Below are 26735 nucleotides of genomic sequence, written 5' to 3'. Positions count from 1 at the left end.
TTCGGTCGTTCTCGCCGGGGCGCGGCAACCCGGTCCGGCCGCGGTGGCGACTGGAGGGCGTCCCCGCCCCCAAGGAAAGGAACGCCCCGTGCGTCACAGCACCGGACGCCACCGCCGGACCCGCACCCTCTCCGTCGCCGCGGCGGTCGCCGTCGCCGCGGGTGCGGGCGGCGTCTACCTCGGCCTCTCGGACGGCGGCGCCGAGGCCGCCTCGTCGACGGTCGTGGTCTCCGACACCGCGCACCTCGAATCGGCCGTGAGGAACGCGACGGCCGGTACGACCATCCAGGTCCGCGCGGGCACGTACACCCCCACCGCCACCCTCAAGTCCACGGCGAACGGCACCCGTTCGGCCCGGATCACCTTGCGGGCGCACGGCAACGAGAAGGTCAGGATCGACGGGTCCGGGCTGCCCGGCGGGTCCTGGCTGGCCGGGATCGACGGCGACTACTGGACGGTCCAGGACCTCACCTTCCAGAACTCCCCGGCCCAGGGGTTCGTCGCCACCTCTTCCGTCGGCGGGATCTTCAAGAACCTCGTCACCGTGGACAACGGGGACTCCGGCTTCACCCTGCGCGGGGACGGCACCAGCGGCAACCTCGTGCAGAACCTGGACAGCCACGGCAACTACGACCCCGCGGGGCACGGCCGGAACGCTGACGGGATCGCCGTCAAGTTCGGCTCCGGGACCGGCAACCGGATCACCGGCGCACGCCTGTACGACAACTCGGATGACGGGATCGACCTCTGGCAGTTCTCCTCACCGGTCACCGTCGAGCACAGCTGGGCCTTCGGCAACGGCAGGAACCGGTGGGGCGACTCCGCCTTCGAGGGCAACGGCAACGGGTTCGAGCTGGGTGGCGGGGGCGTCGCGGTGGCGCATCTCGTCAACGACAACGCGGCCTGGGACAACACCCTGAACGGGTTCACCGAGAACTCCAACACCGGGGCGATCGTGCTGAACCGCAACACCGCGTACGCCAACGCCGAGGCCGGGTTCTGCTTCGCCACGGGCAGGGCGCGGCTGGCCCGGAACCTGGCGGTGGGCAACAAGGGCGGCCTGTCCAAGCTCGGTTCGTCCACGGTGTCCGCGGCGAACGCCTGGGACAGCGGTGTCGCCGCGCCCGCTTTCAGGTCGGTGGACGCGACGACGGCGTACGGCGCTCGCAGGTCCGACGGCTCGCTGCCCGCGACGACCTTCCTGACCACCGGCTCGACCACCATCGGCACGACGATGAACTGAGCGCGGAGCGACGAAACGCCCCGCCTGTCGTCACAGGCAGGGCGTTCCTCGTGCCGGCCCGAGGGGGGCTCCAGCCGGCAACTGCCGACCGAGGGGGGCTCAGGTCGGCAGGTCCAGGGTGCGAGGTGTCCGTCTGCCACGCACTGGAAGGGACGTAGAAATCGAAGGTGCGGTTGTTTCCGTCTGTAAGTCGCCGCCGAAGCCGGACAGGTTGCCGCGCCGGCGGAGTTTTTTTTACGAGCCGCCGTCGTCGGTGCTCCCGTCCTGCGCCGCGAAGCCGCCCTTCACGGCGAGTTGCCCGGACTTGGCGGTCGCGGTCGCCGAGTAGCCGTCGTCCTTGGCGTCCCGGCCGCCGCGCTGGTGGTTGTACTGCCCGGCGAAGACCCACTCGCCCTTCGGGACCGTACGGCCCTGTTTGAGCACCCATGTGTAGACCAGGAAACCGTCCTTCTCGCCGACCGTCAGGGTGAAGTCGTCCTCCGGCAGCGAGCGCCAGGCACCGGCGTTGGTGACACCTCCGGTCTGCGCGACCTTCAACTCGACCGTCAGCGCGGTCAGTTGCTCGGAGGTCTTGAAGGTCAGATCGCTCTGCGCCCAGAAGTCGTTGCTGTGCGGGTCCACCGAGCCGTCCGACCAGAGCGGGCCGTCCTCGGCGCCGGAGGCCTTGGCCTCGGTGGAGGCGCTCGGCGTGCGCGTGGGGGTGCTGCTCGGCCGTTCCGCCTTGTGCGTGGGGGTGTCGCGCGGTGTCGGGTCCGCCGGCGGGGCGGGCGGGCGGCTGGTCGCGTCGGGCGACGGAGTGGGCGTGGCCGTGGAGGCGACCGACTTCTGCACCGGCGTCTCGTCCTTCACCGCGGACGCCACCGCGTAGCCGCCGAACCCCAGCACACAGGCGACCGCGGCCGTGGCGCTCACCACCCGCACCCAGCCGTACACCGGCGGCCTGGTCGCCCGGTGGTCGGAGCGGCCCGGCTCCGACATGCCGCGCTCGACCCGGGCCAGGATCCGCTCCCGGTTCGGCTCGTGCCCCTCGGCCGCCTCCCGCAGCCGGGCGCGCAGTTCGCCGTGCACGTCCCGCCGCATGGTCATCCGTTCCTTCCTCCGGCGTCACCGGTGCGCACCATCGCGGCGTGCACCTTCAGCGGAGTGTTCTGGGTGCCGAGCAGTCGCTGCAACTCGGCCATGCCCTTCGAGGTCTGGCTCTTGACCGTACCGACCGAGACACCCAGGGCCAGCGCGGTGTCCTTCTCCGAGAGGTCGAACGCGTGTCGCAGCACGACACATGCCCGCTTGCGGAACGGCAGCCTGCGCAGAGCCTCTTGGACGTCGACCACGCCCGCCACATCAGGGTTCTCGACCTTCTCCTCGCGCTGGGACCAGAACAGGGCGATACGGCGGCGCTCGCGCACGGCGCTGCGGATGCGGGTGCGGGCCAGGTTGGCGACCACTCCACGGGCGTACGCCGCCGGGTGGTCCGCCGCGCGCACCCGGTCCCAGCGGTGCCACAGCGCCAGCAGCGCGTCCGCGGCCAGATCGTCGGCGGCGTCTGCCTCGCCGGTCAACAGATGGGCGAGACGGGAGAGTTCGGCGTAGTGGCGCTCGAAGAAGGCGTGGAACTCCACGGAGGCGGCGTCGTCGACGACTGTGCCCACGGACTACCTCTCCTCACGGATGTGTGTCATGTGTATGACATGTGATCGTTCCGGGCGGACCTGGCGAGATGCGGAAGCGTAGCAGTGGATCGTGTGCGGGTCGTCGTACGGGTCTTCGAACGGTGTCTGACCGGTCGGGTCCGATTCCGTAACACGGGGAAAACCTGAAGCGGGTTCAACGGGGGAACAATCCAGCCAGCATCCGCCCATCCGTCAGTCAGTCAACAGGGAGCAGCGACCATGTCCGTCGACCAGTACTTCAGGATCTCCGAGCGGGGGTCCACCTTCGCCCGGGAGATACGCGGCGGCTTCGCCACGTTCTTCACGATGGCCTACATCCTTGTTCTGAACCCGATCATCCTCGGCAGCGCGAAGGACAAGTTCGGACACCAGCTGGACGCCGTGCAGTTGACCACCGCGACCGCGCTGGTGGCCGCCGTGATGACGATCATCATGGGCGTCGGCGGCAACCTCCCGCTCGCGCTCGCCGCCGGGCTCGGACTGAACGCCGTCGTCGCCTTCCAGATCGCCCCGCTGATGAGCTGGGACGACGCGATGGGCCTGGTCGTCCTGGAGGGCCTGCTCATCTGCGTGCTGGTGGTGACCGGGCTGCGCGAGGCCGTCATGCACGCCATCCCGCAACCGCTCAAGCAGGCGATCAGCGTCGGCATCGGGCTGTTCATCGCGTTCATCGGCTTCGTGGACGCGGGCTTCGTCAGCCGCATCCCGGACGCGGCCAACACCACCGTGCCCGTGCAGCTGGGCGGTACCGGCGCCCTCACCGGCTGGCCGATCCTGGTGTTCTGCCTCGGCGTGCTGCTGACGATCGGCCTGCTCGCCCGCAAGGTCAAGGGCGCGATCCTGATCAGCATCGTGACCATGACCGTCCTCGCGATGGTCATCAACTCCCTCGCCGACATCAAGACCTGGGGACTGACGACCCCGGCCTGGCCCGACAAGGTCGTCGACACCCCGGACTTCGGACTGATCGGTCACTTCAGCCTGTTCGGCTCCTTCAGCGCGCCCGGGGTGGGAGTCGTCACCGTCGTCCTGCTGGTCTTCACGCTGATCCTGTCCGACTTCTTCGACACGATGGGCACGGTCGTCGGCATCAGCGCGGAGGCGGGGCTGCTGGACGAGGAGGGGAAGGTCCCGAACCTCGGCCGGGTGCTGCTCATCGACGGCGCGGCGGCGGTCGCGGGCGGCGCGGCGTCGGCCTCCTCCGCCACGGCGTACATCGAGTCGGCGGCCGGTGTGGGGGAGGGGTCCCGCACCGGGTTCTCCAACCTGGTCACCGGCGGGCTGTTCGGCCTCGCGCTGTTCCTGACCCCGCTCCTGACGATCGTGCCGCTCCAGGCCGCCGCACCCGCGCTGGTCGTCGTGGGCTTCCTGATGATGACGCAGGTCAAGCACATCGACTGGGACCGGTACGACATCGCGATCCCGGCCTTCCTGACCATCGCCGTGATGCCCTTCACCTACTCGATCACCAACGGGATCGGCGCGGGCTTCGTCGCGTACGTCGTGATCAAGGTGGTGCTCGGGAGGGCGAAGGAGATCCACTGGCTGCTGTGGGCGACCTCGGCGCTGTTCCTGGTGTACTTCGCCATCGACCCCATCGAGCAGGTCCTCGGCGTCAAGTAGCCACCGGGAAGCCTCAGTTCTTGAGGGCCGCCTCCATCATGGCCTTGGCCACGGGGGCGGCCAGCCCGTTGCCGCTCACCTCCGAGCGGGCCGCGTTCGACTGCTCCACGACCACCGCCACGGCCACCTCCTTGCCGTCGGCCTTCCCGTACGACGTGAACCAGGCGTACGGCGTCTTGCTGTTGTTCTCGCCGTGCTGGGCGGTGCCCGTCTTGCCGCCCACCGTGACGCCGTCGATCCGGGCGTTGGTGCCGGTGCCGTCCGTGATGACCGACTGCATCGCCGACTGGAGCTGCTCGGCGGTGTCGGAGCTGACGATCTGCTGGGTCGTCGCCTCGTCGTCGTAGTTCTTCAGGACGTCGCCGCCGTTGTCGGTGATCGTCGACACCATGTGCGGCGAGACCAGCTTGCCGCCGTTGGCTATGGCCGCGGACACCATGGCCATCTGGAGCGGGGTCGCCGTGACGTCGTACTGGCCGATGCCGGTCAGGGCCGTCGAGGACTTGTTCATGTCGGAGGGGTAGACGCTGGTGTACGCCCGCACCGGCACGTCCTGCGCCGAGTCGTTGAAGCCGAACTTCTCGGCCATCGCCCGCACCTTGTCCTGGCCGAGGTCGACGGCCATCTTCGCGAACACGGTGTTGCAGGAGTACTCCAGCGCGACCCGGATCGAGGCGTTCTCGCAGGGCGCCGAGGTGTTCTCGTTGCCCAGCGGGGTCACCGTGCCCGGCAGGGTGTACGGAGCCGGGCTGTCGGTCTTCTCGTCCACCGAGGAGTACAGGCCGTCCTCCAGCGCGGCGGCGGCCACCACCAGCTTGAACGTCGAGCCCGGCGGCAGCGGCTGGCGCAGCGCACGGTTGGTCAGCGGCTTGTCGGAGTCGGCGTTGAGCTGCTTCCAGGCCTTGCCCGCGGTGTTGGCGTCCGTCAGCGAGGACGGGTCGTACGACGGTGTCGACACGACCGCGAGGATCTTGCCGGTCGTCGGGTCGATCGCGACGGCGGCGCCCTTCGTGTCGCCGAGCGCGTCGTACGCCGCCTTCTGCACGGACGGGTCGATCGTCGTGATCACATCACCGGGCTCGGCCCGCTGGTTGGTGACGGTGTCCATGACGGTCTTCAGCCGGCTGTCCGTGCCGTTGAGGAGGTCGGCGTAGATGCCCTCCAGCTGCGTCGGGGCGTAGGCCTGCGAGGCATAGCCCGTCACCGCCGCGTACAGCTTGCCGTTCGTGTACGTCCGCTTGTATTCAAGGTCGCTGTCCGTCGTCCGCTCGGATCCCGTGACCGCCTTTCCGGCCACGATGATGTTCCCGAGGGGCGAGGAGTACGTCTCGATCGCGTTCCGTCGGTTGTCGTTGTCGTCCGCGAGTGCCTGGCCCTCGTAGAACTGCACCCAGGTCGCTCGGATCAGCAGAGCGAACACCAGGAGCAGCGCGAAGACCGATGCGCGCCTGATCGTCTTGTTCATCCCACTCAGAGGACGATCAGGCGGGCGTGAATCGTTCCTGAACGTCCGCTTTTCTCATCGGACGTTCATCTGAGACCTCTCGCCCGCCTTCCGCTACGACGGTGTCAGGCGTCCAGCGTCAGCACGAACTCGTCGATCTCCGCACCGCGCGCGTTGGCGTACCCGGAGGCCCGGGCGGTCACCCTGAACCCGCACTTCTGGAGGACCCGCAGCGAACCGGCGTTGTCGGCGGCGGCCCGGGCGTACAGCGGTCGCTCGGGCACCTGGGTCACGAGCTCGCGCAGGGCCGCCGTGGCGACACCGCGCCCCCAGTAGGCGCGGTCGACCCAGTACGTCACCTCGCGCTCGCCCGGCTCGCCGTACACCGCCGCGCTGCCCACCACGTCCCCGTCGGCGAGGATCGTGCGGTTCTCGGCGTCGGAGGCCCGGACGCGGGCCCAGTGCGCGTCGAAGGCGTCCCGGTCGGCGGGATCCTTCGGGGTGAAGGCCGCCATGGCCAGGGAGTCGGGATCGTTCATCTGCCGGAAGAAGACCGGCAGATCGCTGTCATGGACTTCGCGGAGGACGATCTGCATGCCTCAGAGCCTACGGGTGGCCAGTGTCAGCCGGTCCCTGGCGTCGAACAGGGCGTCCTTCACCAGCTGTTCGTGGGCCGGGGTCAGCCGCGCCACCGGTACCGAGCAGCTGATCGCGTCCCGCGCGGGGGTGCGGTAGGGGATCGCCACGCCGAAGCAGCGCAGGCCCAGGGTGTTCTCCTCGCGGTCCACGGAGAAGCCCTGCTCGCGGATCTGGTGCAGCTCCTCGATGAGCTTCTCGCGGTCGGTGATGGTGTGCTCGGTCAGCGCGGGCAGGGTCTCCGGCAGCATCTTGCGGACCTGCTCGTCGGAGTACGTGCTCAGCAGCGCCTTGCCGAGGGACGTGGAGTGCGCCGGGAGCCGGCGCCCGACTCTCGTGAACGGGCGCAGATAGTGCTGGGACTGGCGGGTCGCGAGGTAGACGACGTTCGTGCCGTCCAGCCGCGCCAGGTGGATCGTCTCGGTGGTGTCGTCGGAGAGCCGGTCCAGGGTCGGCCGGGCCGCCGCGACCACCTCGTCGCCGTCGATGTACGAGGTGCCGACGAGCAGCGCCCGCACCCCGATGCCGTACCGCGTGCCCGTCGCGTCCGTCTCCACCCAGCCCAGCTCGACAAGCGTGCGCAGCAACATGTAGAGACTGGACTTGGGATAGCCGACGGCCTCCTGGACCGCCGCGAGGGAGTGCATGCCGGGGCGTCCGGCGAAGTATTCGAGCAGTTCAACCGTCCGTACCGCGGACTTGACCTGTGCTCCGCCGCCCGTCTCGCCTGCCGACATCGCCCTTGACCCCTTCGTTCGACGGGAAATAGTCTCCAACAGCATATTCACCATCAGAGACAGCGTTCAGTATATCGAACGGTCCTGGTGGCTGACCCAGATACACGTGGAGGGACCCGCGGTGGCAGCAGCACCAGTCTGGAGTGTCGACCCCCGAACCGGGAAGCAGCGCGAACAGGTTGCGGTCGAGGCCACAGCCCAGGAGGTCGACGCCGCCGTCCGCGCCGCGCACGACGCGCGCGCGTCCCTCACCGACCGCACCGTCCGCGCGGCCTTCCTGCGCACCGCGGCCGACAGGCTCCAGGCCGCCAAGGACCAGCTCGTCGAGGCCGCCGACGCGGAGACCGCGCTCGGCCCGGTCCGGCTGACCGGCGAGCTCGCCCGCACCAGCTTCCAGCTGCGGGCCTTCGCCGACATCGTCGACGAGGGCGAGTTCCTCGGCGTGGTGATCAACCACCCCGACGACACCGCGACCCCGCCGATCCCGGACCTGCGCCGCTACAAGGTGCCCCTCGGCGTCGTCGCCGTCTACTCGGCCTCGAACTTCCCCTTCGCCTTCTCGGTCGCCGGCGGCGACACCGCGAGCGCGCTCGCGGCCGGCAACCCGGTCGTCGTCAAGGCCCACCCCGACCACCCGGCGCTGTCCGAGCTGGTCGCGGCGGTGCTGCGGCGCGCCGCCGACGAGCACGGCATCCCCGCGGGCGTGGTCGGCCTGGTGCACGGCTTCGACGCCGGCATCGAGCTGATCAAGCACCCGCTGGTCGCCGCGGCCGGCTTCACCGGTTCGGTACGGGGCGGGCGTGCCCTCTTCGACGCGGCCGCCGCACGGCCCACCCCGATCCCCTTCCACGGCGAGCTGGGCTCCCTGAACCCCGTGGTGATCACCGAGGAGGCGGCGGCCGAGCGGGCCGAGGCCATCGGCGCCGGGCTCGCGGGCTCCATGACCCTCGGGGTCGGCCAGTTCTGCGTGAAGCCGGGCCTGGTCCTGGTGCCGTCCGGCGCGGCCGGCGACGGCCTGGTGAAGTCCCTGACCGACGCGGTCAGCGACACCGACGCGGGTGTCCTCCTCGACCACCGCATGCGGGACAACTTCGTCGCCGGGGTCGCCGAGCGCGTCGGGCTGGAGGGCGTGGACTCCCCGGTCACCCCGGGCGCGGGCGGCGAGCACACGGTCAGCCCCGGCTTCCTCACGGTCGTGGCGGACAAGCTCGTCTCCGAGGGGGCGTACGACCTCCTCCTGGAGGAGTGCTTCGGTCCGGTGACCGTGGTGGTCCGCTACGAGGACGACACCCAGGCGCGCGCGGTGCTGTCGCGGCTGCCGGGCAACCTCACCGCGACCGTCCACCTGTCCGCCGGGGAGGCGGCGGGCGAGGGCCGCGGCGCGGAGATCCTGGCGGAGCTGACCCCGCTCGCCGGCCGGGTCCTGGTCAACGGCTGGCCGACGGGTGTGGCCGTGGCCGCGGCCCAGCACCACGGCGGCCCGTACCCGGCGACGACCTCCACGTCGACCTCCGTGGGCGGCACGGCGATCGAGCGCTGGCTGCGCCCCGTCGCCTACCAGAACGCCCCCGAGGCCCTGCTCCCCCCGGAGCTGAGGGACGACAACCCGCTGGGTCTGCCCCGCCGCATCGACAACCGTCTCGAACGCTAGGCACCCGAGAGCCGCACCCGGGGACCGCACGCGGAGAGGGAGCTGGAAAACTCTGAGGATGGACGTCGAACTTCCTCAGCTCCCCTTCCCTCTCCGCACCTACGGCCCCGACGGGCACTGGATCTACGAGGACGGCATTCTCTCCGGCTGGGCCGGGCCCCGGCAGGACCGGTTCGTGCCGCCCACCGGGGAGGCGCTCGACCCCGCCTCCGACGCGCCGAGGCTGCTCGGCGCGCCCGAGGGTGACTTCCAGCTGATAGCGCGCGTGACCGTCGGCTTCAACGCGTCCTTCGACGCGGGCGTGCTGTACGTCCACGTCGGCGAGCGGGCCTGGGCCAAGCTCTGCCTGGAGAACTCCCCGGACGTGCCGACGGTCTGCACGGTCGTCACCCGGGGTCACTCCGACGACTGCAACTCCTTCACCGTGGACGGCAGTTCGGTGTGGCTGCGGATCAGCCGCACCGGCCGGGCCTTCGCCTTCCACGCCTCCCGCGACGGCGAGCGCTGGACCTTCGTCCGCCTCTTCACCCTGGGCGACGAGAAGGAGACCGACGCGGCCCTCGTCGGCTTCATGACCCAGTCCCCGATGGGCGCCGGCTGTGTCGTGACCTACGACCACATCGAGTTCCGCCCGGCCTGGCCCGACGACCTGCGCGACGGGAGCTGAAGACCGGGTTAGGTGGAAATACCGAACCTCATACGGAGAACCGCGAAGGGCCGCCGGATACGGCGCCGACGTGCCGAGCGGGTTCGTAACGTACCGGCATGACACGTGAATCAGCCGTATCCGAAGCGGACGCGGGGAACTGGCGGGGGCAGCTGACCCAGGCCTTCGAGATCCTGCTCGGCCGTCCGCTGCCGGGCGATGAACCCGGCGCCGTCCATGCCGTCTACTTCGGCGGCAATCTGATCCACGAGACCGGCTTCGACCGGGACGCAGCCTGGGTGAGCCCCGCCGCTCTGAGCGGTGCCGAGCCGGTGCTGTGGGACATGGGCGAGCGGCCGCTGGAGTTCGACGCGAGCGGGTCGATCTTCGAGATCGTGACCTCGCACTCCGGTGTCTCCCCGGAATTCGCCGCCGATCTCGGAACGGCGTGCTTCGCGCGAGGGCTCCTCCGGGGCGGGGACCTCGCCCCGCTGCTGGTGCGGCACGGCATCGATCTCGCCGGGCCCGAATGGAGCGACGCCTGGTATCTCGCCTACCCCCGGATTCCCTCCGACGGCACGCTCTTCGACGCCATGCGGGTCGCGCTCGGTATCGGTGACGGGCCGGAGAGCCTGGTCGAGGCGGACGTGGAGGTCTCCGAGGAATGGGAAGAGGCGCTCTCCGCGCTGCCTTCTCCCGAACTCCGCGCGCATCTCGCTCTCTACTGCACCGACGGGGACGACGGGCTGATGTACCTGGGGGAGGACCGCTCGGGCGGCGGCCTCCTGGAGGAGGAGGGCTGCTCGCTGGTGGCCAACTGGGAGGAAGGCCAGTCCCAGGTGGAGTTCGCGGTCGTACGGCTCAGCGACCTCGTCGCCGGACCGGGAATGGAACCCGCTGCTTGAACGTTCACTCATCGAGCGGAGGGAACACTCCGTAGCCGTCCGACCTGGAGAGAGCCGTAGACATGCGCGTCGAGATCTGGAGCGACATCGCCTGCCCCTGGTGCTACGTGGGCAAGGCCCGCTTCGAGAAGGCGCTGGAGGCCTTCCCGCACCGGGACGGGGTCGAGGTGGTCCACCGGTCGTTCGAGCTGGACCCCGGCCGGGCCAAGGACGACGTCCAGCCCGTACTCGCCATGCTCAGCAAGAAGTACGGCATGAGCGAGGCCCAGGCCCAGGCCGGCGAGGAGAACCTCGGTGCCCAGGCCGCCGCCGAGGGCCTCGACTACCGCACCCGGGACCGCGACCACGGCAACACCTTCGACCTGCACCGCCTGCTGCACCTCGCCAAGGAGCACGGCCGCCAGGACGAGCTGGTCCAGCTCTTCTACCGGGCCAACTTCGCCGAGGAGCAGTCCCTGTTCACCGAGGGCGACGAGCGCCTCGTGGCACTCGCCGTGGAGGCCGGACTCGACGCCGACGAGGTCCGGCGGGTCCTCGCCGACCCCACCGCCTACGCCGACGACGTCCGCGCCGACGAGCGCGAGGCCGCCGAACTCGGCGCGAACGGCGTGCCGTTCTTCGTCCTGGACCGCAAGTACGGCGTCTCCGGCGCCCAGCCCGCCGAGGTCTTCACCCAGGCCCTCACCCATGCCTGGGGCAACCGCTCCCCGCTGAAGCTGATCGACCAGGGCGAGGCCGAGGCGTGCGGCCCCGACGGGTGCGCGGTGCCGCAGCAGCAGTGACGAACGCGCAGGTCGGCGCGGACGTATAAGCGTTCCTTGGCGAAACCACGTAGAAATTCGCAATGGACCGAGAGGTCTTCCGGCCGCACAGTGGAGCCATGGAGACCTTCGAGAGCGTCGTCCGTGCCGAGTTCGCGCCGAAGAACACCTTCCTCAACACCGCGAGCAGCGGCCTGCTGCCCGCCCGGGCCGTGACCGCCCTCCAGGAGGCCGTCCGGGTCCGCGCCGAGGGCGGGCCGCTGGCCCCTCTCTTCGAGGACGTGGAGACGTCCCGCGCCGCCTTCGCCAGGCTCGCCGGTGTGCCGGTCGGCCGGGTCGCGGCCGGTACCTCCGTCTCCACGTACTCGGGCCTGGTGGCCGCCTCGCTGTCCGCCGGGGCCCAAGTCCTCACCGCTGAGGGGGACTTCGCCTCCGTCGTGACCCCGTTCCACACCCGCGGCGACCTCAAGGTGCGGACCGTGCCGCTGGACCGGCTCGCCGACTCCGTCCGCCCGGACACCGCCCTCGTCGTGGTCAGCGCCGCCCAGTCCGCCGACGGCCGGATCGCCGACCTGCCCGCGCTGCGGGAGGCCGCGCGGGCCCACGGCGCCCGTACCTACGTCGACTTCTCGCAGGCCGCGGGCTGGCTCCCGGTGGACGCGGGGTCGTACGACTACACCGTCTCCACCACCTTCAAGTGGCTGCTCGGCCCGCACGGCACCGCCTTCCTCGTGGTGCCGGAGGACTTCGGCGACCTGACACCGGTGCTCGCCGGCTGGGTCGCCGGGGAGGTGCCGTGGGACAGCTGCTACGGCCCGGTCGCCGAACTGGCCCACTCCGCCCGGAGGTTCGACATCAGCCCGGCGCTGATCGCCTACACCGGGACACGTCATTGCCTCGAACTCCTGGAGGAGCTCGGTGTGGACGCGGTGCGCGCCCATGACCTCGCCCTCGCCGACCGCTTCCGCACCGGACTCGCCGCCCTCGGCCGGGAACCCCTGCCGGCCCCCGGCTCCCCGATCGTCTCCGTGCCCGGACTCGGCCACCGCCAGCCCGGGTTGAGCGCCGCCGGGATCGAGGTCTCCGACCGGGCGGGCAACCTCCGGGTCTCCTTCCACCTCTACAACACCGCCGCCGATGTCGACCGGCTGCTGGACGCCCTGACGCCCTGAACCGAACGCCTGTCTTCCAGAACCACTGGCGCCGGGCCGCCCGGGACGCTAGGAAGGGGCACCAAGGGGTGGTGGTGCCGTGGAGTCCACGGACGGGACGACGTCCGTACAGCAACCCGCAGACGCGGAGCTGCACCGGCGGCTGGTCTACGGGGACGAGTCCGCGCTGGCCGAGGCGTACGGGGCGTACGGCGGGATGGTGCGGGCCGTCGCCGTGCGCGTGACCCGCAGCGGGGCGGCCGCCGAGGACGTGGCGCAGGAGGTCTTCGCACAGCTGTGGAGCAGGCCGTACGCCTTCGACGCGGGCCGGGGCAGCCTGCGCACCTGGCTGTCGGTGCTCGCGCACCGGCGGGCCGTCGACTGGGTGCGCAGCGAGGCCCGGCACCGCAAGGACGCCCGCACCGACGACTCCGCGCTGCACGCCATCCCGGACGCCTCACCCGGCCCCGCCGAGGCGGTCGTCGACCGGGAGCGCCGGATCCTGCTGCACTCCGCCCTCGCCGAACTCCCGCAGCCGCAGCGGGAGGTGGTGCACCTCGCCTACTTCGCCGGCCGCACCTACCGGCAGGCCGCCGTCGAGCTCGGCATCCCCGAGGGCACCGCCAAGACCCGACTGCGCACCGCCTTACGGGCGTTGGCCGAGAGTTTGGCCGACCCGCCTGATCCGGCGCTGGAAAGAGGCGCATGATGGCGACAGGGGCATGATGGCGGCGGACACATGATGGCTCCACGAGCGTGACGCCGTCCGTGGCGGGACGACGACAGGGGAACACAGGGAAAGGGGGCATCCGGTGACTGAGCACGACGGCGTACGAGAACTGCTGGCCGCCTGGGCCTTCGGCGCCCTGGAACCGGCCGAGGAACGGCGGGTCCCACCGCACCTGGCCGAGTGCCCGAGCTGCGCGGCGGAGGCGGAGCGGCTGCGCGAGACCGTACGACTGCTGGACGGCCCGCCCCTGGAGGAGCCGCCCCGGGTCCCGTCGGCCACGGCCCTGCGCAACGGCGCCCCCGTGTCCCCCCTGGACTCCCTGCTCGCCCGGGCCCGCCGCGCCCGTCCCGCCCCGCCCCGGGTGGCCCGGCACGCCGCCCCCTACGCGGCCGCCGTCGCCGGGCTCCGGGCGCTGCTCGCCGAGGCGGAGGGCCGCTGGACCACACCGGTCGTGCACGACTGGGACGTGCACGCCACCGTCGCCCATCTGCTGGCCGCCGACGAGCACCTGGCCCTGCGGCTCGGCGTCGCCGCCCGGGTGCCGGGGGCGCGGATCGACGAGGAGACGGGCTGGGCGGCGGCCTGGGAGCGGCGCACCGCCGAGGTGATCGCCCACGAGTACGGCCGTACGCCCCGGGAGACCGTCGCCGACTGGTCGGCGCAGGCGGCCGCGCTGCTCGCCACCCCGCACGCCCGGGACCCCGAACTCGCCGCCGGGACCACCCTGTCGATGGGCATCAGGCTGCCCGTCGCCGAGCACTTCCTGGCCCGGGCCTTCGAGGCGTGGATCCACGCCGACGACCTCGGCCGCGCCCTGGGCCTGGCCGTCCCGCCGCCGCCCGGGGAGCATCTGTGGCAGCTGGTGCGGCTCGCGGTGCGGATTCTCGGCGTGACCCTCGGGGCCGACGCGCCGCCCGTGCTGTTCGCGGTCACCGGCGGCGACGAATGGGTGCTGGGTTCGCAGAGCGATCCGGTGGCCGCCGAACTCACCCTGGATCCCGTGGACTTCTGCCTGCTGGTCGGCGGACGGCACACGCCGGAGACCGTGCCCCGCAACGCCACGGGCGACGCGGCCGCCGTACGGAACGTACTGGAGCGGGCCGCGTCGCTGTCGTGGCTGTGAAGGAGGGCTACCGCACCGGGGTGAAGTCCCGTGCCCCGATGAACTCCGGACGCCGTACCGGCGCCGCGAACGGCTCCACCGCCTCGTTCTCCACGCTGTTGAACACGATGAAGACGTTGCTGCGCGGGAACGGCGTGATGTTGTCGCCGGAGCCGTGCATGCAGTTGCAGTCGAACCAGGTCGCCGAACCGGCCTTGCCGGTGAACAGCCTGATGCCGTGCTGCGAGGCCAGTTCCGTCAGCGCCTCGTCCGACGGGGTGCCCGCGTCCTGCATCTGGAGCGACTTCTTGTAGTTGTCCTTCGGGGTGGCCCCCGCGCACCCGAGGAAGGTGCGGTGCGACCCCGGCATGATCATGAGGCCGCCGTTGGTGTCGAAGTTCTCGGTCAGCGCGATCGAGACGGACACCGTGCGCATGTTCGGCAGACCGTCCTCGGCGTGCCAGGTCTCGAAGTCGGAGTGCCAGTAGAAGCCGCTGGCCCCGAAACCGGGCTTGACGTTGATCCGCGACTGGTGGACGTAGACGTCCGAGCCGAGGATCTGCCGGGCCCGCCCGACGACCCGCTCGTCGCGCACCAGCCTCGCGAACACCTCGCTGAGCTTGTGCACCTCGAAGACCGAGCGGATCTCCTTGGACTGCGGCTCGATGATCGAGCGGTCGTCCGCGCGGATCTCCGGAGCGCTGATCAGCCGCTCCAACTCGCGCTGATAGACGCCGACTTCGTCGGGGCCGATGATCTGGTCGACGGCCAGGAAGCCGTCGCGCTCGAACGACTCCAGCTCGCCCGTGGCGATCGGTCCCGGCGCGCCGGGCGCCGACCAGACGACCGGGTCCTTGCGGGGCGTCGACACCTCGGTGGCGCCGCGGCTGGGGTAGAGATCGGTGACGGTGGTGGTCATGCGGTCACACCTCCTCGGGTTCGGTGAGCAGCGGATACACGCCGTTCTCGTCGTGGTCCTCCCGGCCGGTCACGGGCGGGTTGAACACACAGATGCAGCGGAAGTCCTCCTTGATCCGCATCGTGTGCCGCTCGTGCCCGTCGAGGAGGTACATGGTGCCGGGCGTGATCGTGTACTTCTGCCCGGTCTCGTCGTCGGTGAGCTCGGCCTCGCCCTCGACGCACACGACGGCCTCGATGTGGTTCGCGTACCACATCGACGTCTCCGTGCCCGCGTACAGGATCGTCTCGTGCACGGAGAAGCCGACCCTCTCCTTGGCGAGCACGATGCGTTTGCTCTCCCACGTCCCGGACGCGGCCTTCACATGCCGGTCGGTGCCTTCGATCTCCTTGAACGAACGGACGATCACGGTGTTGCGATGCCTCCTAGGTGGTGTTTCAGACGGTTTCCCGGACGGCGCGGGCGAGGATGCTCAGTCCCTCGTCCAGCTCCTCCGGGGTGATCGTGAGCGCCGGAAGCAGCTTCACGACCTCGCTCTCGGGGCCCGACGTCTCGATGAGCAGCCCGAGTTCGAAGGCGCGGTGCGCCACCTTGCCGGCGCGCTCCTTGTCGTGGAACTCCATGCCCCACACCAGCCCGCGCCCGCGGTACTCCTTGATGTCGGCCAGGTTCTCCTCGGTGATGGAGATCAGGGCCTGCTCGACCTGCTCGCCGCGCTTGCGGGTCTGCTTCTCCATCGCGGAACCGTCCGCCCAGTACTGCTCCAGGGTGGCGGTGGCCGTGACGAAGGCCGGGTTGTTGCCGCGGAAGGTGCCGTTGTGCTCGCCCGGCTCCCAGATGTCCAGCTCGGGCTTGAACAGGCACAGGGACATCGGAAGGCCGTAGCCGCTGATGGACTTGGACACCGTGACGATGTCGGGGGTGATGCCCGCCTCCTCGAACGAGAAGAAGGCCCCCGTCCGCCCGCAGCCCATCTGGATGTCGTCGACGATGAGCAGCATGTCCTGCCGCTCGCACAGGTCGGAGAGCGCCTTGAGCCACTCGCGGCGGGCCACGTTGATGCCGCCCTCGCCCTGCACGGTCTCCACGATCACCGCGGCCGGCTTGTTGAGGCCCGAGCCCTGGTCCTCCAGGAGCCGCTCGAACCACAGGAAGTCCTCGACGGTGCCGTCGAAGTAGTTGTCGAACGGCATCGGGGTGCCGTGCACCAGCGGGACACCGGCGCCGGCCCGCTTGAACGCGTTGCCGGTGACGGCCAGCGAGCCCAGGGACATGCCGTGGAAGGCGTTGGTGAACGACACGATCGCCTCGCGCCCCTTCACCTTCCGCGCCAGCTTCAGCGCGGACTCCACGGCGTTGGTGCCCGTCGGACCCGGGAACATGACCTTGTACGGCAGATCGCGCGGGCGCAGCACCAGGTCCTGGAAGGTCTGGAGGAAGGCGCGCTTGGCGGTGGTCGACATGTCGAGCCCGTGCGTGACGCCGTCCCGCTCCAGGTAGTCGATCAGCGCCCGTTTCAGCACGGGGTTGTTGTGGCCGTAGTTCAGTGAACCGGCGCCGGCGAAGAAGTCCAGGTACGCGTGGCCGTCCTCGTCGTACATGCGGCTGCCCTGCGCGCGGTCGAAGACGGTGGGCCAGCCGCGGCAGTAGCTGCGCACCTCGGACTCCAAGGTCTCGAAGACGCTGAGGTCGGGCTGGGTGATGGTCACGACGAATCGCTCCTCGGATGCGTGGGGGGTCAGGCGGAGGGGGTGGGGGAGAGGGGACCGATGCGGTACAGGACTTCGGGGTCGTGCGGCCCGTCGGGGAACAGGCCGGTGTCGAACAGCACCTCGCGCCGTACGGCGGCGCCACGGCGCTCGGCGAACGCGGTGAACAGCCGCTCGGAGGCGGTGTTGCCCGGCGAGATCGTGGTCTCGACGGTGGTCAGTCCGCGCTCGGCGGTGAACCGGGCGGTCAGTCCGTCGAGGAGGGCGGCGGCGAGACCGCGGCCGCGGTACGCCGAGTCCACGGCGACCTGCCAGACGAGCAGGGTGTCCGGGCGGTCCGGGCGGACGTACCCGGTGAGGAACCCGACCGGCTCCCCGCTCTCGTCGCGTGCGACGGCCGAGGTGGCGGCGAAGTCACGGCACCACAGCAGATAGCTGTACGACGAGTTCAGGTCGAGAACCTCGGAGTCGCGCGCTATCCGCCACAGCGCGGCTCCGTCCGCCACCGTCGGTCGGTCGATTTGCAGGTCTGCTTGTACGGCAGTCATGCGAATTGAATTTACCGAGGGAAATTCAAAATTGCATTGCCGGTTGGGGTTCCGTGCGGGTGCTCCGTGTGTTATCACGCGGGCGCGGGCGAACGCGCGAGTGCTGACTGATCCATCCGTATTTGCCCCAGATATATGGGGCGAATCGATCAAGATGTGTAACGCGTCACAGCCGTGTGACCTCCACGAGAACCACCCGAATTACGTCGGTTCACGTTCGCGGAATCTTTGCGTTTAGGTCGAAGGAAAGCGGGCAGAAGAATACGGGAAGCTGTTCTTCGATAAATCCCGGAATTAACTCGGTAATTACGCCCCGGTAAACCCTCGGTCGGCCCTTATCGCCAGGCGTCCTCGACGGCCCGCAGCGCGCCCGCCACGTCCACCGGCAGACCCTTCTCGCCCAGCGCCGCTCCCAGGGCCGCCAGGCTCGCCCGTACGGCGTCCCGTGTCGCGTCCACCCCGTAGTGGTTGACGCGGATCATCTCCGAGGCCAGCGCGCCGCCGCCCGCGGCCAGCGGCAGCGCGGGGTCGGAGGCCAGGGACCGGGACACCAGTTCCGAGGCCAGGACCCCGGCCGGGGTGCGGAGAGTCGTGGCGACGGGGGCCGCCTCGCGGTCGGCGTGCACATAGGGCTCCAGGCCCCCGCCCAGCGCCCGCGCCCCCGCCCGGGTCGCCGCCGCGGCCGCCCGGTGCCGGGCCATCACCGCGTCGAGCCCGTCCGCCTCGATCCGCTCGACACACGCCTCCAGCGCCAGCATCTCCAGCTGCGCGGGCGCGTGCAGCAGGGTCTTGCGGCCGCCGTCGATCCAGCGGTCCTTCCAGTCGAGGAGCGAGAGGTACGACCGTCGCGGGGCCGCGGGGTTCGCCGCCATCCGGGCCCACGCCCGCTCGCTCACCGACACCGCCGACACGCCCGCCGGCCCGCCCATCGCCTTCTGCGCCCCGATCACGCACAGGTCCACACCCCACGCGTCCGGCAGCACCGGCTCGGCGCCCACGGAGGCGACCGCGTCGAGGTAGAAGAGGGCACCGTGCCGTCGTACGACCTCCCCGATCTCCGCGACCGGGTTGGTGTTGCCCGTCGCCGCCTCCGCGTGGACCAGCGAGACGAAGTCGATCGACGGGTGCTCCGCGAAGGCCGCCGCGATCTGCTCGGCCGTCACCGCCGTGTGGAAGGGCACCGCCAGGTCGATCACCGTCGCACCGCAGTCCCGCAGCCAGTTCCCGAAGGTCTGCCCGTACGGACCGGTGATGACGTTCAGCGCGGTCGTCCCCGGACCGGCGGTCCCCCGGATCGCCCCCTCCAGGGGCAGCAGCGCCTCACCCTGCATGATCACGACGTCCTGCCCGGTGTCCAGCAGACGGGCGACCCGGTCCTCGATCTCGGCGAAGCGGGCGGCGCTCAGCGGGGCCAGGTCCAGGAGCGGGTGTGTCACGGCGGTGCCTTTTTCTCGGATGGGGTAGAGGTGTCGAGAGTAACCGGCGCCCCACATCGACCGGCGACCACATCGCCCCCCACCGGAGGTCCCCGTGCACACCGTCCCCGGCCGCAGAGCCCACACCTCGGCCCGTGTCCTGGCCGCCATCACCGCGACGGCCGGACTGCTGCTCGTCGCCGCCTGCACCTCCAGCGACGACGGCGGCAGCGGTTCGAAGACCGCCGCGGGCGGGGTCGAACTGGTCAAGGGCGGCCGGCTCACCACCTGCACCCACCTGCCGTACCCGCCCTTCCAGTCGGAGATCGACGGCAAGGTCCAGGGCTTCGACGTCTCGCTGATCGACCTCGTCGCCAAGGACCTCGGCGTGAAGCAGGAGATCCTCGACACCCCCTTCGAGAACTTCAAGACCGGCGCCTTCCTCAACTCCGGCGAGTGCGACCTGGCCGCGGCCGGCATGACCATCACCGAGGAGCGCAAGAAGAACGTCGACTTCTCGGACCCGTACTTCGACGCCACCCAGGCCCTCCTGGTCGGCAAGGGCAGCGGCATCACCTCGCTCGCCGACGCCAAGGCCAAGAAGGTCAAGCTCGGCGCCCAGGCGCAGACCACCGGCGAGGACTACGCCAAGAGCCAGGGCTTCGACCCGGTCTCCTTCGAGTCCTCCGACGCCGTCCTCAACGGCCTGCGCTCCGGCCAGGTCAAGGCCGTCATCATCGACTACCCGGTCGTCCAGGGCTGGCTCAAGACCAAGGCCAACGCGGACGCCTTCCAGGTCGCCGGGCAGATCAACACCGGTGAGCAGTACGGCTTCACGGTGAAGAAGGGCAACACCAAGCTGCTCGCCGCCGTCAACAAGGCGATCTCGGACGCCCGGTCCGACGGCACGTACAAGAAGCTCTACGAGAAGTGGATCGGCCCGTACGACGAGTCGGCCGCGTCCGCATCGCCGTCCGCGTCATGACCACGACGGACGCACAACTCCAGCCCCGCAAGAAGGGACTGACCCGGCGTCAGAAGCGCGGTCTGTCCCGCGGCGCCCAGTACGTCGTCTTCGTCGCCGCCGTGATCGCCTTCGCGGTCTCGGCGGACTGGGGGCGGCTGAAGAACCAGTTCGCGCAGGCGGACATCGCCAAGCAGATGTTCCCGGACGTCATCACCCTGGCACTGAAGAACACCGTGCTCTACACGCTGTCCGGCTTCGTCGTCGGCCTCGTGCTCGGCATGGTCATCGCCCTGATGCGGCTGTCGTCGGTGGGCCCGTACCGCTGGTTCGCCGGCGTCTACATCGAGATCTTCCGCGGCCTGCCCGCCCTGCTGATCTTCATCTTCATCGGGGTCGCCGTGCCGTTGGCGTTCCCGGGCACCGAGATCATCGGCGGCACGTACGGCAAGGTCGCCCTCGCGCTGGGTCTGGTGGCCGCCGCCTACATGGCGGAGACGATCCGCGCGGGCATCCAAGCGGTGCCCAAGGGGCAGATGGAGGCGGCCCGTTCACTCGGGTTCTCGCCGGCCCGCGCGATGGTCTCGATCATCGTCCCGCAGGCGTTCCGGATCATCCTCCCGCCGCTCACCAACGAGTTGGTGCTCCTCTTCAAGGACTCCTCGCTGGTGCTGTTCCTCGGCGTCACCCTGGAGGAGCGCGAACTGTCCAAGTACGGCCGGGACCTGGCCAGTACGACCGCCAACTCCACGCCCATCCTCGTCGCCGGCCTGTGCTACCTGCTGGTGACGATCCCGCTCGGGTTCGTGGTCCGCCGTATGGAGGCGAAGGCCCAGGAGGCCGTGAAATGACCACTGAAGCGAGCCGGCCGGAGATCGAAGTACGCGGCCTGCACAAGTCGTTCGGCGACAACGAAGTGCTCAAGGGCATCGACCTGGAGATCGGCCAGGGCGAGGTCGTCTGCGTGATCGGCCCGTCGGGCTCGGGCAAGTCGACGCTGCTGCGGTGCGTGAACCTGCTCGAAGAGCCCACCGGGGGGCAGGTGTTCGTCGGCGGCACCGAACTCACCGACCCCGACGTCGACATCGACGCCGTGCGCCGCCGTATCGGCATGGTCTTCCAGCAGTTCAACCTCTTCCCGCACCTCACCGTGACGGAGAACCTCACGCTGCCCCAGCGCCGGGTCCTCAGGCGCGGCAAGGCGGAGGCGGCGAAGGTGGCCGCCGAGAACCTGGAGCGGGTGGGGCTCGCCGAGAAGGCGGACGCCTACCCCGCCTCCCTCTCCGGCGGGCAGCAGCAACGGGTCGCCATCGCCCGGTCGTTGTCCATGGGCCCCGAGGTGATGCTCTTCGACGAGCCGACCTCGGCGCTCGACCCGGAGCTGGTGGGGGACGTCCTCGCGGTCATGCGGATGCTGGCCAGGGAGGGCATGACGATGATGGTCGTCACCCATGAGATGACGTTCGCCCGCGAGGTCGCCGACCGGGTGGTCTTCATGGACGGCGGGGTGATCGTCGAGGACGGCACCCCGGCCCAGGTGATCGGGAACCCCGGCCATGAGCGCACCCGCCACTTCCTCTCCCGCCTCCTCGACCCGGCGATGGCCGACGTGGAGAACGCGGAGGACGACAACAGGAGCTGAAATCTTGCAGGACGACAACAGGAGCTGAAAGGGACGAACGTTCCCCTGTTGCGCACAGCCTGACAACCGCCATCATTCGGGCATGGCGACTCATGACGAAACGGGCGGCTTCGCGGCGGGCGGCACCCTGCCCCCGCTGCCGGAGAACTGGGAGCGCGGTCTCGCCGTGGCGGCGCACCCGGACGACATCGAGTACGGCACGGCCTCCGCGGTGGCCCGCTGGACGGCTCAGGGCAAGCGGATCACCTACCTGCTGGCCACCCGCGGCGAGGCCGGCATCGACGGGCTCCACCCCGACGAGGCAGCCCCGCTGCGGGAGGCCGAGGAGCGGGCCGGAGCGCGTGAAGTCGGCGTGGACACCGTCGAGTTCCTCGACCACCGGGACGGCACGATCGAGTACGGCCCCGCCCTGCGCCGCGACATCGTGCGCGCGATCCGACGGCACCGGCCCGAAGCCGTGCTGACCGGGGTGTACACCGTGCGGATGGTCGCCGGGATGGTCAACCAGGCCGACCACCGCGTGGTGGGCCTCGCCGCCCTCGACGCGGCCCGCGACGCCGGCAACCGGTGGATCTTCCCCGAACTCGCCGACGAGGGCCTCGAACCCTGGGGCGGCGTCCGCTTCGTGGCGGTCGCCGGCACCGACCGCCCCACCCACGGCGTCGACGTCACCGGCGAACCCCTGGAGCGCGGCATCGCCTCGCTGGCCGCCCACGCCGAGTACACCAAGGGCCTCGGCGCCGGTGCCTTCGAACCCCGCCCCTTCCTGACCTGGACGGCCGGGCAGGGCGGACCCGCCCTCGGCGTGGAGTCGGCGGTCCTCTTCGACGTCCACCAGCTCGCCTTCGAGGGCCCACCGCCCTGGGAACAGTGACGCCCGGCTGGCTAGGGTGCGGTCCATGAACGATCACGCGGTGCTGCATGTGACGGGCCGGATCCTGGCCGGTCCCGAGGATGTCCGGGACGAGCTGTGGGTGGTCGGCGGACGGATCACCTACGACCGTCCCGCCGCCGCCCGTGACATCCGCACGGTGTCGGGCTGGGCGCTGCCCGGCCTGGTCGACGCGCACTGCCATGTGGGCCTGGGCGCGCACGGACCGGTGGACCGGGACGTGGCGGAGAAGCAGGCGCTGGCCGACCGGGAGGCAGGCACCCTGCTGATCCGTGACGCTGGCTCGCCCTCCGACACCCGCTGGGTCGACGACCGCGAGGACCTGCCGAGGATCATCAGGGCGGGCCGCCACATCGCCCGCACCCGCCGCTACATCCGCGACTACGCCTGGGAGATCGAGCCCGAGGACCTCGTCGCGTACGTCGCCCAGGAGGCGCGGCGCGGCGACGGCTGGGTCAAGCTGGTGGGGGACTGGATCGACCGCGAGGTGGGCGATCTCGCCCCCAGCTGGCCGCGGGCCGCGGTCGAGGCGGCCATCGCGGAGGCCCACCGCCTCGGCGCCCGGGTCACCGCGCACTGCTTCGCCGAGAACTCCCTGAAGGACCTGGTCGAGGCGGGCATCGACTGCGTCGAACACGCCACCGGCCTCACGGACGACCTGATCCCGCTGTTCGCCGAGCGGGGCGTCGCGATCGTCCCGACCCTGGTCAACATCGCGACCTTCCCGAAGCTGGCCGAGGGCGGCGAGTCCAAGTTCCCCCGCTGGTCCGCACACATGCGCCGACTCCACGAGCGCCGCTACGACACCGTCCGGGGCGCCTACGACGCCGGCATCCCGGTCTACGTCGGCACGGACGCGGGCGGCACCCTCCCGCACGGCCTGGTGGCGGCGGAGGTCGCGGAGCTGGTGACGGCCGGCATCCCCCCGCTGGACGCCCTGTCGGCGACGGCCTGGGGCGCCCGCGCCTGGCTCGGCCGACCGGGCCTGGAGGAGGGCGCTCAGGCGGACCTGGTGGTGTACGAGCAGGACCCGCGCGACGACGTACGCGTGCTGGCGGCGCCGGTCCGGATCGTGCTCGACGGCAGGGTCGTGCAGTAGGCGCAGCGGACTTCACGGCAGGGTTGTGCGACAGGCGCACTCAACTCGACGACAGGGTTGTGCGGCAGGCGCACTCAACTCGACGACAGGGTTGTGCGGCTGGCGCATCGAAAGCGTGCGCGGATGCGCCCCGATCGTGTGAACTCCGGTCGGATCACTGTCGAACGACCGCCGGTGCGACATCCTTTCGAGGTCCCAAGCGAGTCTCTCTGGGGGTCCCACCACCTTGAACACCAACTTCCGCATGCCCGCACGCCGTTTCGCCACCGTGGCGGCGGCCACCGCCCTGGCCGCCGGTCCCGCGGCGCTCGCCGGCGCGGGCACCGCGCACGCCACCGGCGACCAGGGGCACGCGAGCGCCGTCGTCCTGCGCACCGGGCTCGACGTCTCCCTGCTCAACAAGACCGTGAACGTCCCGCTCGCGGTCGCCCTCAACGAGGTCCAGGCGCCGCAGAGCGCCCAACAGACCGCGCTGACCGCCAAGTTGGACGGCGTGGACGGTGGCCAGCCGTTCACCGTGCTCGCCGCCGAGGTGGCCGATGCGAAGGCCACGGTCACCGACGGGAAGGCCGAGGCCTCCACCAACCTCGCGCACGCCAAGCTCCACGTCCCCGGCCTCCCGCTGCTGTCCCTGGTCGAGATCGAGGGCGTCACCTCCAAGGCGACCTGCGAGGCCGGAAAGACCCCGACCGCCTCCTCGAACCTGGTCGGCGCCGTGACCGTGCTCGGCAAGAAGGTCACGGTCACCGCAGGCGGCCCGACGGACGTCAAGGTGCCCGGCGTCGGCGAGGTCCGCCTCGACCTGTCGAAGAGCGCGACCACCTCCCGCACCGCGGCCGCCACCGCGCTCGAACTGAAGGTCTCCGTCAACCCGTTGAAGCTCAACGTCGCCGAGGTCGAGGGCACCCTGACCCTCGCCAAGGCCACCTGCGAGGCCCCGGCGGCCCCGGCGAAGCTCAGCGAGAAGCCCGCCGGTGACGTCGAGCCGCAGGGCGGCCCGGTCAAGGAGGCGGGTCTCGCCGAGACCGGCGGCAGCTCCCTGACGCCGTACCTCGCGGGCGGCGCGGTCGCGCTGCTCGTGGCCGGAGGGGGAGCGGTGCTCGTGGCCCGGCGCCGGGGCTGACCAGCGCGGACACCGGGCGCCGCCGCGACGCGTGACGAGCCGTGACCGTCCGCGCCGGCGCCCGGTTCACCCGAAGGGCGTGGGGTCGGGTACGGGAGGTCCCCACGCCCTTCGCACCGCTGACCGGTCTGGTGGCCGTGGTGTTCACGGCCATCGGCTTCCTGCTGTCATCATCGCGAGCGTCCTGCCGGCCCGCCGGCCCGCCACTGAGTGAGAGCGTTTCCAGCCCCTCAACCACCCAGCTTTGTCAGAAGTGTTGACCCGGCTCTGAAAGCGTTTTAGCTTCCTCTTCGCTCCGACCCACCGGGAAGAGGGAGAGTCTTGGCCGTCGTTCGACGAAAACGCTTCCAGAACCGGGCGCTCCTGCTGCTGATGCTGCCCGGCCTCGCCTACTTCCTGCTCTTCCACTACGGCGCGCTGGTCGGCAACGTCATCGCGTTCAAGGAGTACGTCCCCTTCGACGGCATCTGGGGCAGCCCGTGGGTCGGACTCGGCAACTTCCGGCGGATGTTCGAGGACACGGCGTTCTGGGACGCGGTGATCAACACGCTCTGGATCTCCGTCCTCCAGATCGTCTTCTACTTCCCCGTCCCGCTCGGCCTCGCCCTGCTGCTGCACAGCCTCACCCGGAGCAGCGTGCGGCGGTTCGTGCAGTCGGTCGCGTATCTCCCGCACTTCATCTCCTGGGTGATCGTCGTCGCCCTCTTCCAGCAACTGCTCGGCGACACCGGACTGCTCAACTCCGGCCTCGACGGCATGGGGTTGCACACCGTCGACATCATCGGCAACCCCGACGCGTTCAAGCCGCTCGTCGTCGCGCAGGTGATCTGGAAGGACGCCGGCTGGGGCACGATCATCTTCCTCGCCGCCCTCGCCCAGGTCGACGAGCAGCAGTACGAGGCCGCCGCGATCGACGGCGCGGGCCCCTGGCGGCGGTTCTGGCATGTCACCCTGCCCGCCATCCGCCCGGTGATCGTGCTGCTGCTGATCATGCGGCTCGGCGACATCCTCTCCGTCGGCTTCGAGCAGATGCTGCTCCAGCGGGACGCGGTCGGACCCGAGGCCTCCGAGATCATCGACACCTTCGTCTACTACCAGGGCATCGTCGGCGGCGACTACGGATTCGCCGCCGCGGCGGGCCTTTTCAAGGGCGTCGTCGGCGCGCTCCTCGTCTACGCCGCCAACAAGGTCGCCCACCGCCTCGGCGAACAGGGGGTCTACAAGTGAGCGCGTCGGCAAGACCGGCCTGGATGGAGAAGCCCAGGCCCCTCACCCGGGCCGCGAAGGCGGTGGCCCTCGTCGCCGTCGTCCTGCTGGTCTGCGTGCCGTTCCTCGTCATCGTGTCGACCTCGCTCGCCTCCACCAGGGAGGTCGTCGACAACGGCGGCTGGGTGCTGTGGCCGACCGACCCCAGCCTGAAGGCCTACCGCGACATCCTGGACGGCGGCATCGTCACCCACGCCCTCGGCGTCAGCGCCGGAGTCACCGTCGTGGGAACCCTGCTCAGCCTCCTGTGCACGGTCACCCTCGCCTACGCCCTCGCCCGCCCCGGCGTGTTCGGCGGGCGCCCGGTGCTGCTCCTGGTCCTGTTCACCTTCCTCTTCCCGCCCGGCATGATCCCCAGCTTCCTGCTCGTCAAGGAGCTGGGCCTGCTGGACAGTTACGCCTCACTGGTCCTGCCCGTCCTGGTGAACGTCTTCAACCTGGTCGTCCTGCGCGGCTTCTTCCAGGGCATCCCCGAGGAGCTGTACGAGGCCGCGCGCCTCGACGGAGCCGGTGACTGGCGGGTGCTCGTCTCCGTCGTACTGCCGCTGTCCAAGGCCGCGTTGGCGGTGGTGGGCCTCTTCTACGCGGTGGCCTACTGGAACTCCTGGTTCTACGCCTCCCTCTACCTGGAGAGCGACCACTGGCCCCTCCAACAGGTGCTGCGCACCTACGTGGTGGCCGGTTCGGGACTCACCGACTCCACCACCGGCGAGGCCACGATCACCGCGCCGCAGACCGTACAGATGGCGGTCCTGGTGATCGCCACCGTGCCGATCCTGCTCGTCTACCCCTTCCTCCAGAAGTACTTCACCAAGGGCGTGCTCACCGGCGCCATCAAGAGCTGACCAAGCCGACACGA

Annotated in this window: 27 protein-coding genes; 17 read left to right on the top strand and 10 right to left on the bottom strand. The window is 70.4% G+C overall.

All coding sequences use genetic code 11. The annotated features are described in order from the left end of the window. The first annotated feature begins 88 nt into the window (after positions 1–88). A complete protein-coding gene (locus G3I78_RS20260; protein WP_164426531.1) occupies positions 89–1243 on the top strand; it encodes a right-handed parallel beta-helix repeat-containing protein in 1155 nt (384 codons plus the stop codon). Between the two features lie 234 nt (positions 1244–1477). Here G3I78_RS20260 and G3I78_RS20255 read toward each other — a convergent pair whose 3' ends face one another. Together G3I78_RS20255 and G3I78_RS20250 are read right to left on the bottom strand one after the other, a co-directional pair. Further along, positions 1478–2329 (bottom strand): hypothetical protein, encoded by an 852-nt coding sequence (locus tag G3I78_RS20255; protein ID WP_164426529.1) that lies wholly within the window; start codon positions 2327–2329, stop codon positions 1478–1480. Further along, on the bottom strand, positions 2326–2892 hold the full coding sequence (locus G3I78_RS20250) for a SigE family RNA polymerase sigma factor (protein ID WP_164426527.1): 567 nt from the start codon (positions 2890–2892) through the stop codon (positions 2326–2328). The genes G3I78_RS20255 and G3I78_RS20250 overlap by 4 nt, the downstream gene beginning before the upstream one ends. 240 nt (positions 2893–3132) lie before the next feature. Here G3I78_RS20250 and G3I78_RS20245 point away from each other — a divergent pair, with 240 nt between their 5' ends. Beyond that, positions 3133–4536 carry an NCS2 family permease gene (locus tag G3I78_RS20245; RefSeq protein WP_164426526.1) on the top strand — a complete coding sequence of 468 codons (1404 nt, stop codon included), beginning with the start codon at positions 3133–3135 and terminating at the stop codon, positions 4534–4536. A gap of 13 nt (positions 4537–4549) precedes the next feature. Here G3I78_RS20245 and G3I78_RS20240 read toward each other — a convergent pair whose 3' ends face one another. The 3 genes from G3I78_RS20240 to G3I78_RS20230 all read right to left on the bottom strand — a co-directional run bounded on the left by G3I78_RS20240 (position 4550) and on the right by G3I78_RS20230 (position 7353). Then, positions 4550–6001, bottom strand: a complete 1452-nt coding sequence (locus G3I78_RS20240; protein WP_164426524.1) for a penicillin-binding transpeptidase domain-containing protein — start codon at positions 5999–6001, stop codon at positions 4550–4552. A 104-nt stretch (positions 6002–6105) separates the two neighbouring features. Further along, the gene (locus G3I78_RS20235) at positions 6106–6576 is read right to left on the bottom strand and encodes a GNAT family N-acetyltransferase (RefSeq protein WP_164426522.1); all 471 of its coding nucleotides are present in this window, start codon (positions 6574–6576) and stop codon (positions 6106–6108) included. A gap of 3 nt (positions 6577–6579) precedes the next feature. Then, complete coding sequence (locus G3I78_RS20230; RefSeq protein ID WP_164426520.1) at positions 6580–7353, bottom strand: IclR family transcriptional regulator; 774 nt, start codon at positions 7351–7353, stop codon at positions 6580–6582. Between the two features lie 121 nt (positions 7354–7474). On the opposite strand from G3I78_RS20230, the gene G3I78_RS20225 reads away from it, so the two are divergent. The 7 genes from G3I78_RS20225 (at position 7475) to G3I78_RS20195 (ending at position 14320) form a co-directional block, all read left to right on the top strand. Further along, complete coding sequence (locus G3I78_RS20225) at positions 7475–9004, top strand: aldehyde dehydrogenase (NADP(+)) (RefSeq protein WP_164426518.1); 1530 nt, start codon at positions 7475–7477, stop codon at positions 9002–9004. Between the two features lie 58 nt (positions 9005–9062). Beyond that, positions 9063–9671 (top strand): DUF1349 domain-containing protein, encoded by a 609-nt coding sequence (locus tag G3I78_RS20220; RefSeq protein ID WP_164426516.1) that lies wholly within the window; start codon positions 9063–9065, stop codon positions 9669–9671. A gap of 98 nt (positions 9672–9769) precedes the next feature. Beyond that, entirely contained in the window at positions 9770–10555 is a 786-nt protein-coding gene (locus tag G3I78_RS20215; protein WP_164426514.1) for a hypothetical protein, read from the top strand. Between the two features lie 62 nt (positions 10556–10617). Further along, positions 10618–11337 (top strand): DsbA family oxidoreductase, encoded by a 720-nt coding sequence (locus G3I78_RS20210; protein ID WP_164426512.1) that lies wholly within the window; start codon positions 10618–10620, stop codon positions 11335–11337. A gap of 98 nt (positions 11338–11435) precedes the next feature. Continuing rightward, a complete protein-coding gene (locus G3I78_RS20205) occupies positions 11436–12488 on the top strand; it encodes an aminotransferase class V-fold PLP-dependent enzyme (RefSeq protein ID WP_164426510.1) in 1053 nt (350 codons plus the stop codon). A gap of 79 nt (positions 12489–12567) precedes the next feature. Beyond that, the gene (locus tag G3I78_RS20200; protein ID WP_164426508.1) at positions 12568–13176 is read left to right on the top strand and encodes a sigma-70 family RNA polymerase sigma factor; all 609 of its coding nucleotides are present in this window, start codon (positions 12568–12570) and stop codon (positions 13174–13176) included. A 103-nt stretch (positions 13177–13279) separates the two neighbouring features. Further along, a complete protein-coding gene (locus G3I78_RS20195; RefSeq protein WP_164426506.1) occupies positions 13280–14320 on the top strand; it encodes a maleylpyruvate isomerase family mycothiol-dependent enzyme in 1041 nt (346 codons plus the stop codon). Positions 14321–14327: 7 nt separating this feature from the next. Here the strand turns inward: G3I78_RS20195 and thpD are convergent, their stop codons facing one another. The 5 genes from thpD to G3I78_RS20170 all read right to left on the bottom strand — a co-directional run bounded on the left by thpD (position 14328) and on the right by G3I78_RS20170 (position 18911). Further along, positions 14328–15218, bottom strand: coding sequence for an ectoine hydroxylase (gene thpD / locus G3I78_RS20190; RefSeq protein ID WP_164426504.1), 891 nt, complete (start codon positions 15216–15218; stop codon positions 14328–14330). A gap of 4 nt (positions 15219–15222) precedes the next feature. Next, complete coding sequence (locus tag G3I78_RS20185) at positions 15223–15627, bottom strand: ectoine synthase (protein ID WP_020140787.1); 405 nt, start codon at positions 15625–15627, stop codon at positions 15223–15225. 28 nt (positions 15628–15655) lie between these two features. Further along, positions 15656–16927: a diaminobutyrate--2-oxoglutarate transaminase gene (gene ectB / locus G3I78_RS20180; RefSeq protein WP_164426502.1), complete on the bottom strand. Its 1272-nt coding sequence runs from the start codon at positions 16925–16927 to the stop codon at positions 15656–15658. 29 nt (positions 16928–16956) lie between these two features. Next, positions 16957–17475, bottom strand: coding sequence for a diaminobutyrate acetyltransferase (gene ectA / locus G3I78_RS20175; protein WP_164426500.1), 519 nt, complete (start codon positions 17473–17475; stop codon positions 16957–16959). 335 nt (positions 17476–17810) lie between these two features. Next, a complete protein-coding gene (locus G3I78_RS20170; protein WP_164426498.1) occupies positions 17811–18911 on the bottom strand; it encodes an aminotransferase class V-fold PLP-dependent enzyme in 1101 nt (366 codons plus the stop codon). 94 nt (positions 18912–19005) lie between these two features. Here G3I78_RS20170 and G3I78_RS20165 point away from each other — a divergent pair, with 94 nt between their 5' ends. The 8 genes from G3I78_RS20165 (at position 19006) to G3I78_RS20130 (ending at position 26721) form a co-directional block, all read left to right on the top strand. Next, on the top strand, positions 19006–19875 hold the full coding sequence (locus G3I78_RS20165; protein WP_164426497.1) for a transporter substrate-binding domain-containing protein: 870 nt from the start codon (positions 19006–19008) through the stop codon (positions 19873–19875). Further along, positions 19872–20705: an amino acid ABC transporter permease gene (locus tag G3I78_RS20160; protein WP_164426496.1), complete on the top strand. Its 834-nt coding sequence runs from the start codon at positions 19872–19874 to the stop codon at positions 20703–20705. Before G3I78_RS20165 ends, G3I78_RS20160 begins: the two co-directional genes overlap by 4 nt. After that, positions 20702–21496, top strand: a complete 795-nt coding sequence (locus tag G3I78_RS20155) for an amino acid ABC transporter ATP-binding protein (protein ID WP_164426495.1) — start codon at positions 20702–20704, stop codon at positions 21494–21496. The genes G3I78_RS20160 and G3I78_RS20155 overlap by 4 nt, the downstream gene beginning before the upstream one ends. An 82-nt stretch (positions 21497–21578) precedes the next feature. Further along, positions 21579–22370, top strand: a complete 792-nt coding sequence (locus tag G3I78_RS20150) for a PIG-L deacetylase family protein (RefSeq protein ID WP_164426494.1) — start codon at positions 21579–21581, stop codon at positions 22368–22370. 25 nt (positions 22371–22395) lie between these two features. Continuing rightward, positions 22396–23487: an amidohydrolase family protein gene (locus tag G3I78_RS20145; RefSeq protein WP_164426493.1), complete on the top strand. Its 1092-nt coding sequence runs from the start codon at positions 22396–22398 to the stop codon at positions 23485–23487. Between the two features lie 244 nt (positions 23488–23731). Further along, positions 23732–24610 carry an SCO1860 family LAETG-anchored protein gene (locus G3I78_RS20140; RefSeq protein WP_203615228.1) on the top strand — a complete coding sequence of 293 codons (879 nt, stop codon included), beginning with the start codon at positions 23732–23734 and terminating at the stop codon, positions 24608–24610. Positions 24611–24982: 372 nt separating this feature from the next. Next, positions 24983–25837, top strand: a complete 855-nt coding sequence (locus tag G3I78_RS20135) for an ABC transporter permease subunit (RefSeq protein WP_164427227.1) — start codon at positions 24983–24985, stop codon at positions 25835–25837. Then, positions 25834–26721 (top strand): carbohydrate ABC transporter permease, encoded by an 888-nt coding sequence (locus G3I78_RS20130; RefSeq protein WP_164426490.1) that lies wholly within the window; start codon positions 25834–25836, stop codon positions 26719–26721. The genes G3I78_RS20135 and G3I78_RS20130 overlap by 4 nt, the downstream gene beginning before the upstream one ends. The last annotated feature ends 14 nt before the right edge of the window (positions 26722–26735 follow it).

The sequence above is a fragment of the Streptomyces sp. SID13726 genome (genome assembly GCF_010548375.1).
Classification (GTDB): domain Bacteria; phylum Actinomycetota; class Actinomycetes; order Streptomycetales; family Streptomycetaceae; genus Streptomyces.
The sequence above is the reverse complement of the archived record's forward strand: the minus strand, read 5'-3'. Positions and strand labels throughout refer to the sequence as shown.

Coding starts and splice junctions, on each gene's coding strand:
- G3I78_RS20215 (WP_164426514.1), top strand. CDS start 9,770: ATGACACGTGAATCAGCCGTATCCGAAGCGGACGCGGGGAACTGGCGG.
- G3I78_RS20135 (WP_164427227.1), top strand. CDS start 24,983: ATGCTGCCCGGCCTCGCCTACTTCCTGCTCTTCCACTACGGCGCGCTG.
- G3I78_RS20210 (WP_164426512.1), top strand. CDS start 10,618: ATGCGCGTCGAGATCTGGAGCGACATCGCCTGCCCCTGGTGCTACGTG.
- G3I78_RS20205 (WP_164426510.1), top strand. CDS start 11,436: ATGGAGACCTTCGAGAGCGTCGTCCGTGCCGAGTTCGCGCCGAAGAAC.
- G3I78_RS20145 (WP_164426493.1), top strand. CDS start 22,396: ATGAACGATCACGCGGTGCTGCATGTGACGGGCCGGATCCTGGCCGGT.
- G3I78_RS20220 (WP_164426516.1), top strand. CDS start 9,063: ATGGACGTCGAACTTCCTCAGCTCCCCTTCCCTCTCCGCACCTACGGC.
- G3I78_RS20155 (WP_164426495.1), top strand. CDS start 20,702: ATGACCACTGAAGCGAGCCGGCCGGAGATCGAAGTACGCGGCCTGCAC.
- G3I78_RS20230 (WP_164426520.1), bottom strand. CDS start 7,353: ATGTCGGCAGGCGAGACGGGCGGCGGAGCACAGGTCAAGTCCGCGGTA.
- G3I78_RS20255 (WP_164426529.1), bottom strand. CDS start 2,329: ATGACCATGCGGCGGGACGTGCACGGCGAACTGCGCGCCCGGCTGCGG.
- G3I78_RS20160 (WP_164426496.1), top strand. CDS start 19,872: ATGACCACGACGGACGCACAACTCCAGCCCCGCAAGAAGGGACTGACC.
- G3I78_RS20150 (WP_164426494.1), top strand. CDS start 21,579: ATGGCGACTCATGACGAAACGGGCGGCTTCGCGGCGGGCGGCACCCTG.
- G3I78_RS20235 (WP_164426522.1), bottom strand. CDS start 6,576: ATGCAGATCGTCCTCCGCGAAGTCCATGACAGCGATCTGCCGGTCTTC.
- thpD (WP_164426504.1), bottom strand. CDS start 15,218: ATGACCACCACCGTCACCGATCTCTACCCCAGCCGCGGCGCCACCGAG.
- G3I78_RS20140 (WP_203615228.1), top strand. CDS start 23,732: ATGCCCGCACGCCGTTTCGCCACCGTGGCGGCGGCCACCGCCCTGGCC.
- G3I78_RS20245 (WP_164426526.1), top strand. CDS start 3,133: ATGTCCGTCGACCAGTACTTCAGGATCTCCGAGCGGGGGTCCACCTTC.
- ectA (WP_164426500.1), bottom strand. CDS start 17,475: ATGACTGCCGTACAAGCAGACCTGCAAATCGACCGACCGACGGTGGCG.
- G3I78_RS20240 (WP_164426524.1), bottom strand. CDS start 6,001: ATGAACAAGACGATCAGGCGCGCATCGGTCTTCGCGCTGCTCCTGGTG.